Below are 15,482 nucleotides of genomic sequence, written 5' to 3'. Positions count from 1 at the left end.
ACAAGGAGCACACGAATGAGTGGAGACAAGACAAGCCGCATCGCGGTCGTCACGGGCGCCGGCAGCGGCATCGGGCGGGCGGCCGCGCTGGCCCTGCTGGCCGATGGCTGGAGCGTGGTGCTGGCCGGCCGCCGGCCGGAGCCGCTGGAGCAGGTCGCCAAGGAATCGGGCGCTGCCGCCAGGGCGCTGGCGGTGCCCACCGACGTCGCCGATGCGGCTTCGGTCAAGGCGCTGTTCGACGCGGCCGTCGAACGCTTCGGGCGCGTCGACCTGCTGTTCAACAACGCCGGCGTCGGCAATCCGCCGGGGCCGTTCGAGGACTGGACGCCCGAGCAGTGGCAGGGCGTGGTCGACATCAACCTGACAGGCATGTTCTTCTGCATCCAGCAGGCCTTCCGCACCATGAAGGCGCAGACGCCGCGCGGCGGCCGCATCATCAACAACGGCTCGATCTCGGCCACCACGCCGCGGCCCAACTCGATCGCCTACACGGCGACCAAGCACGCCGTGAAGGGGCTGACCAAGACCGCTTCGCTGGACGGTCGCAAGTACGACATCGCGGTCGGCCAGGTCGACGTCGGCAACGCGATGACCGAACTGGCCGCCCGGATGACCAAGGGCGTGCCGCAAGCCAGCGGCGAGATCGCGATCGAGCCCGTGATCGATGTCGCCATCGTCGGGCAATCGGTGCTCTACATGGCCAACCTGCCGCTGGAAGCCAACGTGTTGTTCCACACCATCATGGCGACCAAGATGCCTTTCGTCGGGCGAGGCTAGCGCGAGGGCAGGCCACCGGCCGCCAGCGCCCCGGCGGTGAGCGGGATGCCGGCGGGCCAGCGGTCGGCCAGATCGCCGTGCGTCCAGACGGCTTCGCAGGCCGCGGCCTGCGCCGGCCGGCCGGCCGCCAGCCGGGCGCCGACCATGCCCGCCAGCACGTCGCCGGTGCCGGCCGTGGCGAGCCGCGCGTTGCCGCTGTGATTGATCACCGGCAGTTCGCCGGCTGCGGCGACGACCGTGCCGGAGCCTTTCAGTACCACCACCGCGCCGAAGCGCGCCGTCAGCTGCGAGGCCGCGCCGAGGCGGTCGGCCTGGACCTTCGCGGTGCTCGTGCCGAGCAGGCGCGCCGCCTCGAGCGGATGCGGGGTCATGACCGTCGCCCGGCCGGCCTGTTGCCGGGCCAGCAGCTGCGCCTGCAGGCCGGCGTCGCCGGCCACGGCGTTGAGGGCGTCCGCATCGAGCACCAGCGTGCCCGCCTCGGCGAGCACGCGCGGCAGCACGGCGGCGACCGGGCTGCCGCCGCCGCAGCCGCAGACCACCGTCATCGGACCCAGGTCCAGCGCTTCGGGGCGGCGGAACATCAGCTCGGGCCGCAGCGGGTCGATCGGCGCGATGCTGCCGTCCAGGGCGGCGACGAAGACCCGCCCGGCGCCGGCCGAGAGCGCGGCCGTGGCCGCCAGCAGGGCGGCGCCGGCCATGCCGGGCGCACCGCCGACGATCGCGACATCGCCGTAGCTGCCCTTGTGAGAGGACTGCCGCCGGACGGTGGCCTGCGTCGCCCCGGGCAGCCGCGCCACCGGCGCTTCGGCACCCGGGGGCAGCCCCAGGTCGTCGAACCAGACCTCGCCAGCGGCATCGCGCCCTTGCGCGGTGAAGAGGCCGGGCTTCAAGGTCAACAGGCTCAGGCAGAGTCGACGAGGTGACATCGACGCTGGCGCCGGGGGCGGAAATTCGAACGACAGGACGCCGGAGTCGGTGTCCAGGCCCGAGGGCGTGTCCACGCACAGCACCGGCACGGGGCCGGCGTGCATGCGCTGCAGCCATTCGAGCATCCGGCCTTCGGGCGCCCGGGCGGCGCCGATGCCCAGCAGGGCGTCGATCGCCAGCTCGCAGTGCGGCGGCGGCGTTTCGGCGAAGACGACACCGGCGTTGCGCGCGCGCTGCAGCGACGCGCGGGCATCGGCCGGCCGCCGCGCGTCGTCGCCGATGCAGCTGACGACCGGTGCGAAACCGCGCGCGCGCAGTTGCGCCGCGGCCTCGAAGCCGTCGCCGCCGTTGTTGCCGGGGCCGCAGGCGATCCAGATCGTGCGTGCCTGCGGCGCGATGGCCATGGCGAGGCGCGCCACCGCCAGGCCGGCGCGCTGCATCAGCGTGTGGGGCGGCAGGGCGGCCGCCGCCTGCTCGATCCGCCGCGTGGCCGCGATGTCGAACAGGTAGCCGGCGCTGGCGGAGGTGATGCGGTGCATGGGGCGCCTTAGTGTTGCAGCAGGCGCTCGATGCCGAGCCCTTCGAGGTCGATGCCGGGATCCTGGCCGGCGATGAGGTCGGCCAGCACCCGCGCACTGCCGCAGGACAGCGCCCAGCCGCTCGAGCCATGGCCGAGGTTGAGCCAGACGCCGGGCACGCCGCTGGCGCCGAGGATCGGCGGGCCGTCCGGCAGCATCGGGCGTGCGCCTTTCCACTGCTGGACGCCGGAGCGCAGCGTCACCGCGCCCGGGAACCAGTCCTGCAGTACCTTGTAGAGCGTCTGGAGCGAGGCCGGATTCAGCTTGGTCCCGGAACCGCCGAGCTCGGCGCTCCCGGCCACCCGCACCCGCAGTCCGAGCCGCGAGATCGCCACCTTGTAGCGCTCGTCCATCACGGCGCTGCGCGGCGCGTTGAGCGGCTCGCGGATCTGGGCACTGACCGAATGGCCGTACACCGGCGCCAGCGGGATGCGCAAGCCCAGCGGCTTCAGCAGCGCGGCCGAGTCGACCCCGGCGCAGACCACCACGGCGTCGAAGCGATGCGCCTCGGAACCCGCCGCCAGCGACAGCGAGGTCGGGGCCGAGCGGTTCATCGGTGCCAGGTCGCAATTGAAATGGAACTGGGCGCCGAGCGCCTCGGCCTCCCACTTGAGCAGCAGGGCGAACTGCCGGCAGTTGGCGACTTCGTCGTCCGGCAGGTGGATCGCGCCGGCCAGCGCCGTGTCCGTGCTGAGCGCCGGCTCGATCTTGCGGGCCTCGTCGGCATCGAGCTCGCGGAAGCTGGCGCCCGCGGCCCGCAGCACGTCGAGCCCGGCCTGCACCAGTTTCTTCTCGCGCTTGGAACGCAGCAGCACCATGTAGCCGTCGCTGCGCTCGTACTCGAGTTCGCAGGCCTCGGTGATCGCGTGCAGGCGATTGCGGCTGTAGAAGGCCAGGCGCTGCATCCGCGAGCGGTTGGCCAGGTAGGTCTCGAGCTTGCAGGCGCGCTGCCAGCGCGCCATGAAGCCGAGGTCCCGGGACGACAGGGGCCAGCGCAGCTTGATCGCGCCATGCGTGGACAGCAGCGAGCGCAGCACCTTGCCGCGCATGCCCGGGCCGGCCCAGGGGGTGACATAGCCGGGCGCCACCACGCCCGCGTTGGCGAAGCTCGATTCCTCGGCGGCGGCGCCGCGGCGCTCGAAGACGGCCACCTCGTGGCCGTCCGAGGCCAGCTCCCATGCTGTGGTGACGCCGATGATCCCGGCTCCCACGATCGCGATTTTCATTCGTTTCTTTGGCGGTGAAATTGTGGGTCGGCGCTTCCTCCAGAAGCCACGCCGACCCTGCCGACTTTATAGCGCCCGCTCGACCTGCCGGGCGACGGCGAGCACGGCGTCGTCGTGCAGGGCCGCATGCCACAGCATCAGGCCCACCGGCAACTCGTCCGCGGCCTGGCAAGGCAGCGAAATGGCGCAGCCGTCGAGCATGTTGACCACCGAGGGGTTGCGCAGCAGCAAGGCGTTCAGGCGGAAGAACGCGTCGTCGCGCGCCTCGCCGGGCGCGACCTCGGCGATCGGCGGCGCCGTGACCGGCACGGTGGGCGACAGCACGGCGTCAAAAGGCGAGAGCGCGCGCTCCATGCGGCCGATCCATTCGTGCCGGGCCCGGACCAGGTCGAGGTACTCGTAGGCCTTCATCGTCGCGCCCTGCAGGATCCGCCGCGCCACGCGCGGGTCGTAGCCGGCGCCGCTGCGCTCCAGCAGCAGGCGGTGCCAGGCGTAGGCCTCGGCGGGCGAGAAGCCGCCGGTGGCATTGATCGCCGGCAGGTCGGCCAGCGCCGGCAGGTCGATCTCCTCGATTCGGGCGCCGGCCGTGGCGAGGCGGCCCAGGCTTCGTTCGAAGGCCTTGGCGACCACGGGGTCGAGGCCGTCCTGGAACAGGGAACGTGACACGGCCAGGCGGTAGGCGGCCAGCGGCGCGGCGCCCGGCGTCACGCGGCGTGCTGCGAGGATTTCGTGCGCCGTGACCGCATCCCGCACCGAGCGCGTCATGGCGCAGACGGTGTCGAGCGTGGTCGACAGGGGCAGGGCGCCCTGCGTCGGCACCAGCCGGGCGGTGCTCTTGAAGCCGACGATGCCGTTGAGCGCCGCCGGGATCCGGATCGAGCCCCCGGTATCGGAACCGAGTCCGACGAAGGCCGCGCCGCTGGCCACCGAGATTGCGGCGCCGGACGAGGAGCCACCCGGGATCCGCGCCGTGGCGGGATCGCAGACGTTGGCTGGCGTGCCGTGGTGCGGGTTGATGCCGACGCCCGAGAAGGCGAACTCGGTCATGTTGGTGCGGCCCAGCAGGGCGCCGCCGGCGGCCCGCAGGCGCGCCACGGCGACCGCGTCGGCGCGGGCGGCCGGCGAATGGGCCAGCACCACCGACCCGGCCGGCGTGGGCTGCCCGGCAACGTCGAACAGGTCCTTGACCGAGAAAGCCAGCCCGGCGAGCGGTTGGCTCGGACGGGCCGCCACGGCTTCCCGGGCGGCTTCCTCCGACAGGAGGCGCGTGAAGGCATGAGCGCAGGCCGGAGCGGCGGCGGCGGCCAGGCTGTGCGCCATTTCGGTGCGTGCGTCCGAAGAGTTCGTCAGCAGGGCGAGGCGGGTGGCGTGCAGGTCTGGGCGCATGGAGAGAGGGCGGGCAGGGGTTGGAAGAGGGGGTGCGAGGGGCGCGGCGTGCTATACTCCTTGGGTTTCGCCCACTGGCCGCTAAGGTTTGCCAAGGCTTGCCCAAGCGAGACGTATCCGCAAACCAGCCCAATCAAGGTGTTGTGAGGCTTTCCCGAGTGGAAGGACGCGCAAAACGGGCTGGATTTTAGACCCAACCTTTGGAGTTATTCCTATGTCGACCACCATGCGCGAAATGCTGGAAGCCGGTGTCCATTTCGGTCACCAGACCCGCTTCTGGAACCCCAAGATGGCCCCGTACATCTTCGGCCATCGCAACAAGATCCACATCATCAACCTGGAAAAGTCGCTTCCGATGTTCCAGGATGCGATGAAGTACGCCAAGCAGCTCACCGCCAACCGCGGCACCATCCTGATGGTCGGCACCAAGCGCCAGGCCCGCGAAATCGTGGCTGCCGAAGCCCGTCGCGCCGGCGTGCCCTTCGTCGACACCCGCTGGCTCGGCGGCATGCTGACCAACTTCAAGACCGTCAAGACCTCGATCAAGCGCCTGAAGGACATGAAGGCCCAGCAGGAAGCCGGCCTCGACAGCCTGAGCAAGAAAGAGCAGCTGACCTTCTCGCGCGAGATCGCCAAGCTCGAAAAGGACATCGGCGGCATCCAGGACATGACCGCGCTGCCCGACGCCATCTTCGTGATCGACGTGGGCTTCCACAAGATCGCCGTCGCCGAAGCCAAGAAGCTCGGTATCCCGCTGATCGGCGTGGTCGACTCGAACCACTCGCCTGAAGGCATCGACTACGTGATTCCGGGCAACGACGACTCGTCGAAGGCCGTCACGCTGTACGCCCGCGGCATCGCCGACGCCATCATCGAAGGCCGCAACAGCGGCGTGAACGACGTGGTCAAGGCCGTGGCTGAAGGCAGCGGCGACGAATTCGTCGAAGTCGAAGAGGGCGCTTCGGCCTGATTCGAGCTCGCTCGAGCCTGAAGAAGGGGCTTGTCGCCCCTTTTTTTTAATCTGATTTTCGCGGCCGCCCCAGGGCGCCCGCCACTGACAAACCGAACGGAGAACACTCATGGCAACGATCACCGCAAGCATGGTTGGCGAACTGCGCGCAAAAACCGACGCCCCGATGATGGAGTGCAAGAAGGCCCTGACCGAGGCCGACGGCAACATGGACAAGGCCGAAGAGCTGCTGCGCATCAAGCTCGGCAACAAGGCTGGCAAGGCCTCGGGCCGCATCACGGCCGAAGGCGTGGTCACGGCCTTCGTCGACGGCGATGCCGGCGCGATGATCGAGATCAACTGCGAGACCGACTTCGTCACCAAGAACGACAGCTTCCTCGCGATGGCCAACGCCGCCGCCATGCTGGTCGCCAAGAACAACCCGGCCGACCTGGCCGCGCTGGGCGCCCTGGCCTACGAGCAGGACGGCTTCGGCCCCACGCTCGAAGACGTGCGCAAGGGCCTGATCGGCAAGATCGGCGAGAACATGAGCTTCCGCCGCTTCAAGCGCTTCGCCGGCAACGGCAAGCTCGCGTCTTACCTGCACGGCACGCGCATCGGCGTGATGGTCGAGTTCGAAGGCGACGACACCTCGGCCAAGGACGTCGCGATGCACATCGCCGCCATGAAGCCGGTCGCGATCTCGGCCTCGGACGTGCCCGCCGACCTGATCGAAAAGGAACGCGCGGTTGCCGCCGGCAAGGCCGAGGAAGACCGCAAGGTCGCCGAAGCCGCCGGCAAGCAGCCGCAGCCGGCCGACATCGTCGCCAAGCGCATCGAAGGCGGCGTGCAGAAGTACCTCAAGGAGGTCTCGCTGCACAACCAGCCTTTCGTCAAGAACGACAAGCAGACCGTCGAGCAGATGCTCAAGGCCGCCAGCACCTCGATCAAGGGCTTCACGCTCTACGTCGTCGGCGAAGGCATCGAGAAGAAGGTCGACGACTTCGCGGCCGAAGTGGCTGCGCAGGTCGCGGCCGCCAAGGCTGCGGCCTGAGTCACGCCGCAGGGCGGCAGCGCACGTGACGCGCTGCCGCATTTTCACAGTCACGTCTTACACTCGCCCCCGCCAACTCCAAAGGATCCATCCATGTCAGAAGCTCGCCCGGCCCACAAGCGAATCTTGTTGAAGCTGTCGGGCGAGGCGCTGATGGGTGACGACGCCTTCGGCATCAACCGCGCGACCATCGTGCGCATGGTGGGCGAGGTGGCCGAGGTCGTGAACATGGGCGTCGAGGTGGCGGTCGTGATCGGCGGTGGCAACATCTTCCGCGGCGTCGCCGGCGGCTCCGTGGGCATGGACCGCGCCACGGCCGACTACATGGGCATGCTGGCCACGGTCATGAACGCGCTGGCGCTGGCCGACGCCATGAACAAGCAGGGCCTGATCGCCCGCGTGATGTCGGCCATCGCGATCGAGCAGGTGGTCGAGCCCTACGTGCGTCCCAAGGCCTTGCAGTACCTCGAGGAGGGCAAGGTCGTGATCTTCGCGGCCGGCACCGGCAACCCCTTCTTCACGACCGACACCGCCGCTGCGCTGCGCGGCGCCGAGATCAGCGCCGAGCTGGTGCTGAAGGCGACCAAGGTCGACGGCGTCTACACCGCCGACCCCAAGAAGGACCCGGAAGCGACGCGCTACACCAACCTGAGCTTCGACGAAGCCATCGCACAAAACCTCGGCATCATGGACGCTACGGCTTTCGCGCTGTGCCGCGACCAGAACCTGCCGATCAAGGTGTTCTCGATCTTCAAGAACGGCGCCCTCAAGCGCGTCGTGATGGGCGAGGACGAAGGTACCCTCGTGCACGCTTGAGGAAAATGAATCCATGACCACCACCATTGCAGAAATCCGCAGCGCGACCGACGCCAAGATGAACCAGTCGCTCGCCGCCTTCCAGAACAACCTGACCAAGATCCGCACCGGCCGTGCCAACCCGGCGCTACTGGACTCGATCCATGTCGACTACTACGGCTCCGCCGTGCCGCTGTCGCAGGTGGCGAACGTGTCGCTGCTCGATTCCCGCACGATCAGCGTCCAGCCCTGGGAGAAGGGCATGGGCGCCAAGATCGAGAAGGCCATCCGCGAAAGCGACCTGGGCCTGAACCCGGCGTCGATGGGCGATCTGATCCGCGTCCCGCTGCCGCCGATGAGCGAAGAGCGCCGCAAGGAAATGACCAAGCTGGTTCGCAACGAAGGCGAGGGCGCCAAGATCGCGACCCGCAATCTGCGCCGCGACGCCAACGACGCGATCAAGAAGCTGGTCAAGGACAAGCTGGCCTCGGAAGACGACCAGAAGCGCGCCGAGACCGAGATCCAGAAGGTCACCGACCGCCACATCGCGGAAATCGACCGCCTGGTAACGGCCAAAGAAGCCGAGATCATGGCCGTCTGACATGAAGCAAGTCGCACCAGCGGTTCCCCATCACATCGCCATCGTCATGGATGGCAATGGCCGCTGGGCGACGCGCCGCTTCCTGCCCCGGGTGGCGGGGCACAAGCAGGGTGTCGAGTCCCTGCGGCGCTGCGTCAAGGCCTGCGTGGCACGCGACGTCCGGGTGCTGACCGTGTTCGCCTTCTCGTCCGAGAACTGGAACCGGCCGGTCGAGGAGGTGTCGGGCCTGATGGACCTCATGGTCGGCGCCCTGGGCCGCGAGGTGCCGAAGCTGAGCCAGGACGGGGTGCGGCTGCACTTCATCGGCGAGCGCGGCGGGCTGTCCGACAAGATGATCGCGGGCCTGGTCCAGGCCGAGACGGCGACCGCACACAACACCCGGCTGGTGCTCAACGTCTGCTTCAACTATGGCGGCCGCTGGGATATCGCCCGCGCCGCGGCCCAGTTGGCGGCCCGCGGCGAGCCTCTGACCGAGGCCAACCTCGACGCCGCCATGGCGCTCGCCCACGTGCCCGACCCCGACCTGTTCATCCGCACTGGCGGCGAGCAGCGGCTGTCGAACTTCCTGCTCTGGCAGAGCGCCTACGCCGAGCTGTACTTCAGCGACAAGCTGTGGCCCGAGTTCGACGAGGCGGCGCTGGACGACGCCATCGCCGCCTTCCAGCGCCGGGAGCGCCGCTACGGACAGACCTCCGAGCAGCTCGGCGCGGCCGGCTCGCGCGACCAGCAGGCCGCCTGAGCGCATGCTCAAACAACGCATCATCACGGCGATCGTCCTGCTGGCGATCCTGCTGCCCGCGCTCTTCTACCCCTCGTACGTGCCCTTCGCCTGCGTGATGCTGGTGCTGATCGGCGCCGCCGCCTGGGAGTGGGGCCGCCTCAACGACTACGGCCCGCGCATGTCGCTGTTCCTCGGTGCCGAGATGGTGCTGCTGTGCGGGCTGTCCTGGTGGCTGGGCCTGCTGCAGGGCTCGCTCCTCGGCGTCTGGATCGTCGCCAGCGCGGCCTGGGTGCTCGGCGGCGCCGCGCTGCTGCGCGTGGCGGTGCCGGGATGGCCGCGGGTGCCCCGGGGCTTGCGCCTGGTCGGCGGATTGCTGGCGCTCTGGGTCGCCTGGCTGGCCGCGGTGCAGGCCCGCATGGTCGGCATCAACTTCCTGCTCTCGATCCTGGTGCTGGTCTGGGTCGCCGACGTCTTCGCCTATTTCACCGGCCGCGCCTTCGGACTCAAGTTCACCCGCAGCAAGCTGGCCCCGACCATCAGTCCAGGCAAGAGCTGGGAGGGTGTCTGGGGCGGCATGGCCGGCGTGGTCGTGCTCGCGCTGGCCTGGGCCTGGAGCGACTCCGCCGCCCAGGCCGGCGTCGCCAGCCTCTACACCAGGCTGGCCGAGCGCGGCTGGTGGCTGCTGCTGATCGGGGCCGTCTTCATGGCGGCCATGAGCGTGGTCGGCGACCTGGTCGAGTCGCTGATCAAGCGCAGCGCGGGCGCCAAGGACAGCAGCGCCTTGCTGCCCGGCCACGGCGGCGTCCTCGACCGGATCGACGCGTTGTTGCCGACGCTGCCGATCGCCATGATGTTGGCCTTCCTATGAATTCAGTCAAACAACGCGTCACGGTGCTCGGTTCGACCGGCTCCGTCGGCGTCAGCACGCTCGACGTGATCGCGCGCCATCCCGGGCGCTTCGAGGTCTTCGCCTTGTCGGCGGCCACCAAGGTGGACGAACTGCTGGCCCAGTGCGTGCGCTTCTCGCCGCAGTTCGCGGTGATGGCGAGCGCGCCGCACGCCGCGCTGCTGGCCGAGAAGATCCGCCACAGCGGCTTGCCGACCCGGGTGCTGAGCGGCGCGGCCGCGATCGAGGAGATCGCCGCGCACCCGCAGACCGATGCCGTCATGGCCGCCATCGTCGGCGCCGCGGGCCTCGGGCCCTGCCTGGCGGCCGCGCGGGCCGGCAAGCGGCTGCTGCTCGCCAACAAGGAGGCGCTGGTGGTCGGCGGCGAGCTGTTCATGCGCACGGTGCACGAGGGCGGCGCCACGCTGCTGCCGATCGACAGCGAGCATTCGGCGATCTTCCAGTGCCTGCCCGAGGACCGCGCCACCTGGGCCGAACGGGTCGACCACGTGCTGCTGACCGCATCGGGCGGACCGTTCCGGCAGCGCGATCCGCGCACGCTGGCCGAGATCACGCCCGAGCAGGCCTGCGCGCATCCGAATTTCTCGATGGGTCGCAAGATCTCGGTCGACTCGGCCACCATGATGAACAAGGCGCTCGAGGTGATCGAGGCCCGCTGGCTGTTCGACCTGACGCCCGAGCAGGTCAAGGTGGTCATCCACCCGCAGCAGATCATCCACTCGATGGTGCAGTTCCAGGATTCGTCGGTGATCGCGCAACTCGGCACGCCCGACATGCGGGTCCCGATCGCCTGCGGCCTGGCCTGGCCGGAGCGCATCGAGAGCGGTGCCGGCAAGCTGGACTTCGCGTCGCTTGCGGCCCTGACCTTCGAAGCCGCCGACGAGGCGCGCTTTCCCGGGCTGCACCTGGCATGGCATGCACTTCGCGCCGCCCCGGGCACCACGGCGGTGCTGAACGCCGCCAATGAAATCGCGGTCGAGGCCTTTCTCGAGCGCCGGCTGCGCTTCGACCGGATTCATGCGGTCAACCTGGAAACTTTGGAGCGCGTGCGGCCCTCCAAGCTCTCGTCGCTCGGGGATCTGCTGGCCCTCGACGCCAGTGCCCGGGACGCAGCCCGTGCCACGGCGCTTCGTTTCGCGACCTGACCCACCAACCCGGGGAACCCGATGCTCACAGTCGTTGCCTTCATCGTCGCCCTCGGCCTGCTCATCGCCGTGCACGAGTACGGCCACTATCGGGTCGCGGTGGCCTGCGGCGTCAAGGTGCTGCGCTTCTCGGTCGGGTTCGGCAAGACGCTTTATCGCTGGCAGCCCAAGCGCCAGCATCCGGGCCAGACCACCGAGTTCGTCATCGGCGCCTTCCCCCTGGGCGGCTACGTGAAGATGCTCGACGAACGCGAGGGCCCGGTGCCGGCCGAGGAGCGCCACCGCGCCTTCAACACCCAGCCATTGCGCTCGCGGGCCGCCATCGTGGCGGCCGGACCGATCGCCAACCTGCTGCTGGCGGTCGTGCTCTACACGCTGGTCAACTGGATCGGCGTTCAGGAACCGGCCGCGACCCTGGCCCGGCCGGTCGCCGCATCGCTGGCCGAACAGGCCGGGCTGAAAGGCGGCGAACACATCGCGCGGGCGGGCTTCGACGGCGAGCTCGACGCCGTCCAGTCCTTCGAAGACCTGCGCTGGCGCATGACTCGCGGCGCCCTCGATGGCCGCGACCTGACGCTCGAGATCGCGGGCGAGGGCGGGCGCCCGGCGCGCGAACTGGTGCTGCCTCTGAGCCGCATCGAGGCCAAGGATGCGGACGCCCAGATGTTCCGCAAGATCGGCCTCCTCACGCCGATGACACGCCCCGAGATCGGCGAGGTGATGCCCGGCAGCGCCGCCGAGCGCGCGGGACTGCGCAACGGCGACCTGGTGCGCCTGGTCGGCACGACGCCGATCGTCGATGGCCAGCAGCTGCGCGAGATCATTCGGACCTCGGTCGATGGCGGCCAGCCCCGCATGCAGACCTGGCAGGTCGAGCGCGGCGGGCAGTCGCTGCGCATCGATGTCACGCCCGAGCTGCGCGACGAACCCAGCGGCAAGATCGGCCGCATCGGTGCCTATGTCGGCGCGCCGCCCGCGATGGTGCTGGTGCGCCAGGGCGTGGTCGACGGCGTCTGGCGCGGCGTGGTCCGCACCTGGGAGGTGTCGGCGCTGACCGTGCGCATGATGGGCAAGATGGTCATCGGCGAGGCCTCGCTCAGGAATCTCAGCGGACCGCTCACGATCGCCGACTACGCCGGCAAGTCCGCCAGCCTCGGCTTGACGCAGTACATGGTGTTCCTGGCCCTGATCAGCGTGAGCCTGGGGGTGCTGAACCTCATGCCGCTGCCGGTCCTCGATGGTGGACACCTGATGTATTATCTTTGGGAGGGCCTGACCGGCAAGAGCGTCTCCGACGCCTGGATGGAAAGGTTTCAGCGCGGCGGTGTCGCGCTGCTGCTGGTCATGATGTCGATCGCACTCTTCAACGACGTCACGCGGCTCTTTGGTTAACTTTTCTGCCAGCCCTTTCCGGCCCTGGCGCAATTCACAGATGAACACAACAATCAGTCGCTTTCGCCTGCGCAGCGTTGCCGCGGTGGTGGCCAGCGCCCTGGCGGCCACGGCAGCCTGGGCGGTCGAGCCTTTCACCGTGCGCGACATTCGGGTCGAAGGCCTGCAGCGCGTCGAGCCGGGAACCATCTTCGCCTCGATGCCCTTGCGCGTGGGCGATACCTACAACGACGACCGCGGCTCGGCCGCGATCCGGGCGCTGTTCGACCTCGGGCTGTTCAAGGATGTGCGCATCGACATCAACGGCAACGTGCTGGTGGTGATCGTCGAGGAGCGGCCGACCATCGCCGACGTCGACTTCGTCGGCACCAAGGAATTCGACAAGGCGAACCTGCAGAAGGCCCTGCGCGAAGTCGGCCTGGCCGACGGCCGTCCCTACGACAAGGCGCTGGCCGACCGGGCCGAGCAGGAACTCAAGCGCCAGTACGTGAGCCGCAGCCTCTACAACGCCCAGGTCGTGACCACGGTCACGCCGATCGAGCGCAACCGCGTCAACCTGACCTTCACCGTGACCGAAGGCGAGCCCGCGCGAATCCGCGAAGTGCACATCGCCGGCAACAAGGACTTCAGCGAATCGACCCTGCTGAGCCTGTTCGACCAGGACAGCGGCGGCTGGCTCAGCTGGTACACCAAGTCGAACCAGTATTCGCGCGCCAAGCTCAATGCCGACCTCGAGACGCTGCGTTCGTACTACCTGTCGCGCGGCTACCTCGAGTTCCGCATCGACTCGACGCAGGTCGCGATCTCGCCCGACCGGCAAGACCTCTCGGTCACGGTCAACATCAGCGAAGGCGAGAAGTTCGTGGTCTCCGGCGTGAAGCTCGACGGCAACTACCTCGGCCGCGAGGAAGAGTTCAAGACCCTGGTCGCGATCAAGCCCGGCGAGCCGTACAACGCCGAGCAGGTCGCCCAGACCACGAAGGCCTTCTCCGACTACTTCGGCTCTTTCGGCTATGCCTTCGCCCGCGTGCAGGCCACGCCCGAGATCGACCGCACCACCAACCGGGTGGCCCTGACGCTCAAGGCCGAGCCCGAGCGCCGGGTCTACGTGCGCCGCGTGGCCGTGGGCGGCAACAACCGCACCCGCGACGAAGTGATCCGGCGCGAGTTCCGCCAATACGAGGCCTCCTGGTACGACGGCGACAAGATCAAGCTGTCGCGCGACCGGGTCGACCGGCTCGGCTACTTCACCGAAGTCACGGTCGACACCCAGGAAGTTCCGGGCGTGCCCGACCAGGTCGACCTGACGGTCAACGTGACCGAGAAGCCGACCGGCTCGCTGCAGCTGGGCGCCGGTTTCTCGAGTGCCGACAAGATCAGCCTGACCTTCGGCATTTCGCAGGAAAACGTGTTCGGCTCGGGCAACTATCTCGGTGTGCAGATCAACACCAGCAAGTACAACCGCACGCTATCCCTGGTGACGACCGATCCCTACTTCACCAAGGAAGGGATCTCGCGCACCATCAGTCTCTACACCGCGACCACGCAGCCTTACTACGGCAACATCGACGGCAACTACAGGCTGACCACCGAGGGCGGGAACATCCGCTTCGGCGTGCCGTTCAGCGAACGCGACACGGTGTTCTTCGGCGCCGGCGTGGAGCGCTACCGCTTCGACCCGGGCACCTCGTTCGCCGGCTACGTGCCCTTTTCGTACCAGCAGTACTTCGGCTGCATCGCGCCGAACGGCCAGCTGGGCGTGCTGTATTGCGGCAACCCGACGGTCTCGGGGGTCCCGTTGTCGATCGGCTGGGCCCGCGACAATCGCGACAGCGCGCTGGTCCCGACCACCGGTGTGCTGCAGAGCGCCAACCTCGAGGTCGGCGTCGGGTCCGACATGAAGTACTACAAGGCCGGCTACAAGTACCAGCAGTACTTCCCGCTGAACAAGCAGTACACCTTCGCGATCAACGGCGACTTCGGCTACGCCGGCGCCTTCAGCGGCCAGCAGTTCCCGATCTTCAAGAACTACTACGCCGGTGGCCTGGGTTCGGTGCGCGGCTTCGAGCAGAACTCGCTCGGCCCGCGCGACATTCCGCTGTACGGCCAGACCGTGGGCGCGGCGCTGGGCGGCATCAAGAAGGCGATCTTCAATGCCGAACTGAGCACGCCGTTCCCGGGCGCCGGCAACGACCGCACCCTGCGCCTGTACGGCTTCATGGATGCCGGCAACGTGTTCGGCGACCGCACCCCCTGGTCGACCAACGCCCAATGGGATTCGATCAACAAGATCCGGGCCTCGGTGGGTCTGGGCATCAGCTGGATTTCGCCGCTCGGGCCGCTGCGCATCGCCTATGCCTTCCCGGTCGTCTACGAGAAGGGGGATGTCGCCCAGCAGATCCCGGAGGATAGAATTCAACGCCTGCAATTCCAGATCGGAACGACTTTCTAATGACTCCACTGCTTCGTGCCGCCGGTGCGCTGCTTGTTCCTGTCTTCATGGCGGCGGGGCTGCCGGCTGCCCATGCGCAGGAAACCTTCCGCATCGGATTCGTCAATCCTGACCGGGTGCTGCGCGAGGCGCAGCCGGCGAAAGCCGCCCAGGCCAAGCTCGAGGCCGAGTTTCTCAAGCGCGAAAAGGATCTGACGGCGCAGGGTGCGGCATTGAAGGCGGCCTCCGAGCAGTTCGAGCGCGAGGCTTCGACCTTGTCCGAGAGCCAGCGCGTGACCCGCCAGCGGCAGCTGGTCGACCAGGACCGCGACTTCCAGCGTCGCCGTCGCGAATTCCAGGAAGATCTGAACGCACGCAAGAACGAAGAGCTGCAGCAGGTCTACGAGCGCGCCAACCGTGTGGTCAAGCAGGTCGCCGAGGCCGAGAAGTACGACGCCATCCTCCAGGAGGCGATCTACATCAACCCCAAGCACGACATCACCGAAAAGGTGATCAAGGCGCTCAACGCCTCGAGCAACACGCCCACCAACACGTCGGCCAATGGGTCGACCCCGGCCGGCGGCAAGTAGCGC

At 68.5% G+C, this 15,482-nt stretch carries 14 protein-coding genes; 11 read left to right on the top strand and 3 right to left on the bottom strand.

All coding sequences use genetic code 11. From position 1 onward, the window contains the following. Nucleotides 1-15: 15 nt before the first annotated feature. Nucleotides 16-777: an SDR family oxidoreductase gene (locus AC1DF3_RS10525; RefSeq protein WP_286522369.1), complete on the top strand. Its 762-nt coding sequence runs from the start codon at nt 16-18 to the stop codon at nt 775-777. Here the strand turns inward: AC1DF3_RS10525 and AC1DF3_RS10520 are convergent. From AC1DF3_RS10520 to AC1DF3_RS10510, 3 genes are all read right to left on the bottom strand, one after another. Next, a complete protein-coding gene (locus AC1DF3_RS10520; RefSeq protein ID WP_478139600.1) occupies nt 774-2,243 on the bottom strand; it encodes an NAD(P)H-hydrate dehydratase in 1,470 nt (489 codons plus the stop codon). The genes AC1DF3_RS10525 and AC1DF3_RS10520 overlap by 4 nt on opposite strands. A gap of 8 nt (nt 2,244-2,251) precedes the next feature. After that, complete coding sequence (locus AC1DF3_RS10515) at nt 2,252-3,508, bottom strand: D-amino acid dehydrogenase (RefSeq protein ID WP_478139599.1); 1,257 nt, start codon at nt 3,506-3,508, stop codon at nt 2,252-2,254. 66 nt (nt 3,509-3,574) lie between these two features. After that, on the bottom strand, nt 3,575-4,894 hold the full coding sequence (locus AC1DF3_RS10510; RefSeq protein ID WP_286531711.1) for an amidase: 1,320 nt from the start codon (nt 4,892-4,894) through the stop codon (nt 3,575-3,577). A 214-nt stretch (nt 4,895-5,108) separates the two neighbouring features. Here AC1DF3_RS10510 and rpsB point away from each other — a divergent pair, with 214 nt between their 5' ends. The 10 genes from rpsB (at nt 5,109) to AC1DF3_RS10460 (ending at nt 15,479) form a co-directional block, all read left to right on the top strand. Beyond that, entirely contained in the window at nt 5,109-5,864 is a 756-nt protein-coding gene (gene rpsB / locus AC1DF3_RS10505) for a 30S ribosomal protein S2 (RefSeq protein ID WP_286522365.1), read from the top strand. A gap of 109 nt (nt 5,865-5,973) precedes the next feature. Then, complete coding sequence (gene tsf / locus AC1DF3_RS10500; protein WP_286522364.1) at nt 5,974-6,897, top strand: translation elongation factor Ts; 924 nt, start codon at nt 5,974-5,976, stop codon at nt 6,895-6,897. Nucleotides 6,898-6,990: 93 nt separating this feature from the next. Beyond that, entirely contained in the window at nt 6,991-7,713 is a 723-nt protein-coding gene (pyrH, locus tag AC1DF3_RS10495; protein ID WP_478139598.1) for a UMP kinase, read from the top strand. A 13-nt stretch (nt 7,714-7,726) separates the two neighbouring features. Beyond that, entirely contained in the window at nt 7,727-8,293 is a 567-nt protein-coding gene (gene frr, locus AC1DF3_RS10490) for a ribosome recycling factor (protein WP_286531712.1), read from the top strand. A gap of 1 nt (nt 8,294) precedes the next feature. Beyond that, nucleotides 8,295-9,032 carry a polyprenyl diphosphate synthase gene (gene uppS, locus AC1DF3_RS10485; protein ID WP_478139597.1) on the top strand — a complete coding sequence of 246 codons (738 nt, stop codon included), beginning with the start codon at nt 8,295-8,297 and terminating at the stop codon, nt 9,030-9,032. A 4-nt stretch (nt 9,033-9,036) separates the two neighbouring features. Continuing rightward, a complete protein-coding gene (locus tag AC1DF3_RS10480) occupies nt 9,037-9,882 on the top strand; it encodes a phosphatidate cytidylyltransferase (protein ID WP_286522360.1) in 846 nt (281 codons plus the stop codon). Then, a complete protein-coding gene (gene ispC, locus AC1DF3_RS10475) occupies nt 9,879-11,066 on the top strand; it encodes a 1-deoxy-D-xylulose-5-phosphate reductoisomerase (protein WP_286531715.1) in 1,188 nt (395 codons plus the stop codon). The genes AC1DF3_RS10480 and ispC overlap by 4 nt, the downstream gene beginning before the upstream one ends. 21 nt (nt 11,067-11,087) lie before the next feature. Next, nucleotides 11,088-12,458: an RIP metalloprotease RseP gene (gene rseP / locus AC1DF3_RS10470; protein ID WP_286531716.1), complete on the top strand. Its 1,371-nt coding sequence runs from the start codon at nt 11,088-11,090 to the stop codon at nt 12,456-12,458. 40 nt (nt 12,459-12,498) lie between these two features. Beyond that, nucleotides 12,499-14,910 (top strand): outer membrane protein assembly factor BamA, encoded by a 2,412-nt coding sequence (bamA, locus tag AC1DF3_RS10465; RefSeq protein WP_286531717.1) that lies wholly within the window; start codon nt 12,499-12,501, stop codon nt 14,908-14,910. After that, nucleotides 14,910-15,479: an OmpH/Skp family outer membrane protein gene (locus AC1DF3_RS10460; protein WP_286522356.1), complete on the top strand. Its 570-nt coding sequence runs from the start codon at nt 14,910-14,912 to the stop codon at nt 15,477-15,479. The genes bamA and AC1DF3_RS10460 overlap by 1 nt, the downstream gene beginning before the upstream one ends. Nucleotides 15,480-15,482: the final 3 nt, after the last annotated feature.

The sequence above is a fragment of the Variovorax sp. 10N432 genome (assembly GCF_056394465.1).
The sequence above is the reverse complement of the archived record's forward strand: the minus strand, read 5'-3'. Positions and strand labels throughout refer to the sequence as shown.

Coding starts and splice junctions, on each gene's coding strand:
- rpsB (WP_286522365.1), top strand. CDS start 5,109: ATGTCGACCACCATGCGCGAAATGCTGGAAGCCGGTGTCCATTTCGGT.
- ispC (WP_286531715.1), top strand. CDS start 9,879: ATGAATTCAGTCAAACAACGCGTCACGGTGCTCGGTTCGACCGGCTCC.
- pyrH (WP_478139598.1), top strand. CDS start 6,991: ATGTCAGAAGCTCGCCCGGCCCACAAGCGAATCTTGTTGAAGCTGTCG.
- tsf (WP_286522364.1), top strand. CDS start 5,974: ATGGCAACGATCACCGCAAGCATGGTTGGCGAACTGCGCGCAAAAACC.
- AC1DF3_RS10460 (WP_286522356.1), top strand. CDS start 14,910: ATGACTCCACTGCTTCGTGCCGCCGGTGCGCTGCTTGTTCCTGTCTTC.
- AC1DF3_RS10520 (WP_478139600.1), bottom strand. CDS start 2,243: ATGCACCGCATCACCTCCGCCAGCGCCGGCTACCTGTTCGACATCGCG.
- frr (WP_286531712.1), top strand. CDS start 7,727: ATGACCACCACCATTGCAGAAATCCGCAGCGCGACCGACGCCAAGATG.
- AC1DF3_RS10525 (WP_286522369.1), top strand. CDS start 16: ATGAGTGGAGACAAGACAAGCCGCATCGCGGTCGTCACGGGCGCCGGC.
- AC1DF3_RS10510 (WP_286531711.1), bottom strand. CDS start 4,894: ATGCGCCCAGACCTGCACGCCACCCGCCTCGCCCTGCTGACGAACTCT.
- rseP (WP_286531716.1), top strand. CDS start 11,088: ATGCTCACAGTCGTTGCCTTCATCGTCGCCCTCGGCCTGCTCATCGCC.
- AC1DF3_RS10515 (WP_478139599.1), bottom strand. CDS start 3,508: ATGAAAATCGCGATCGTGGGAGCCGGGATCATCGGCGTCACCACAGCA.
- bamA (WP_286531717.1), top strand. CDS start 12,499: ATGAACACAACAATCAGTCGCTTTCGCCTGCGCAGCGTTGCCGCGGTG.
- AC1DF3_RS10480 (WP_286522360.1), top strand. CDS start 9,037: ATGCTCAAACAACGCATCATCACGGCGATCGTCCTGCTGGCGATCCTG.
- uppS (WP_478139597.1), top strand. CDS start 8,295: ATGAAGCAAGTCGCACCAGCGGTTCCCCATCACATCGCCATCGTCATG.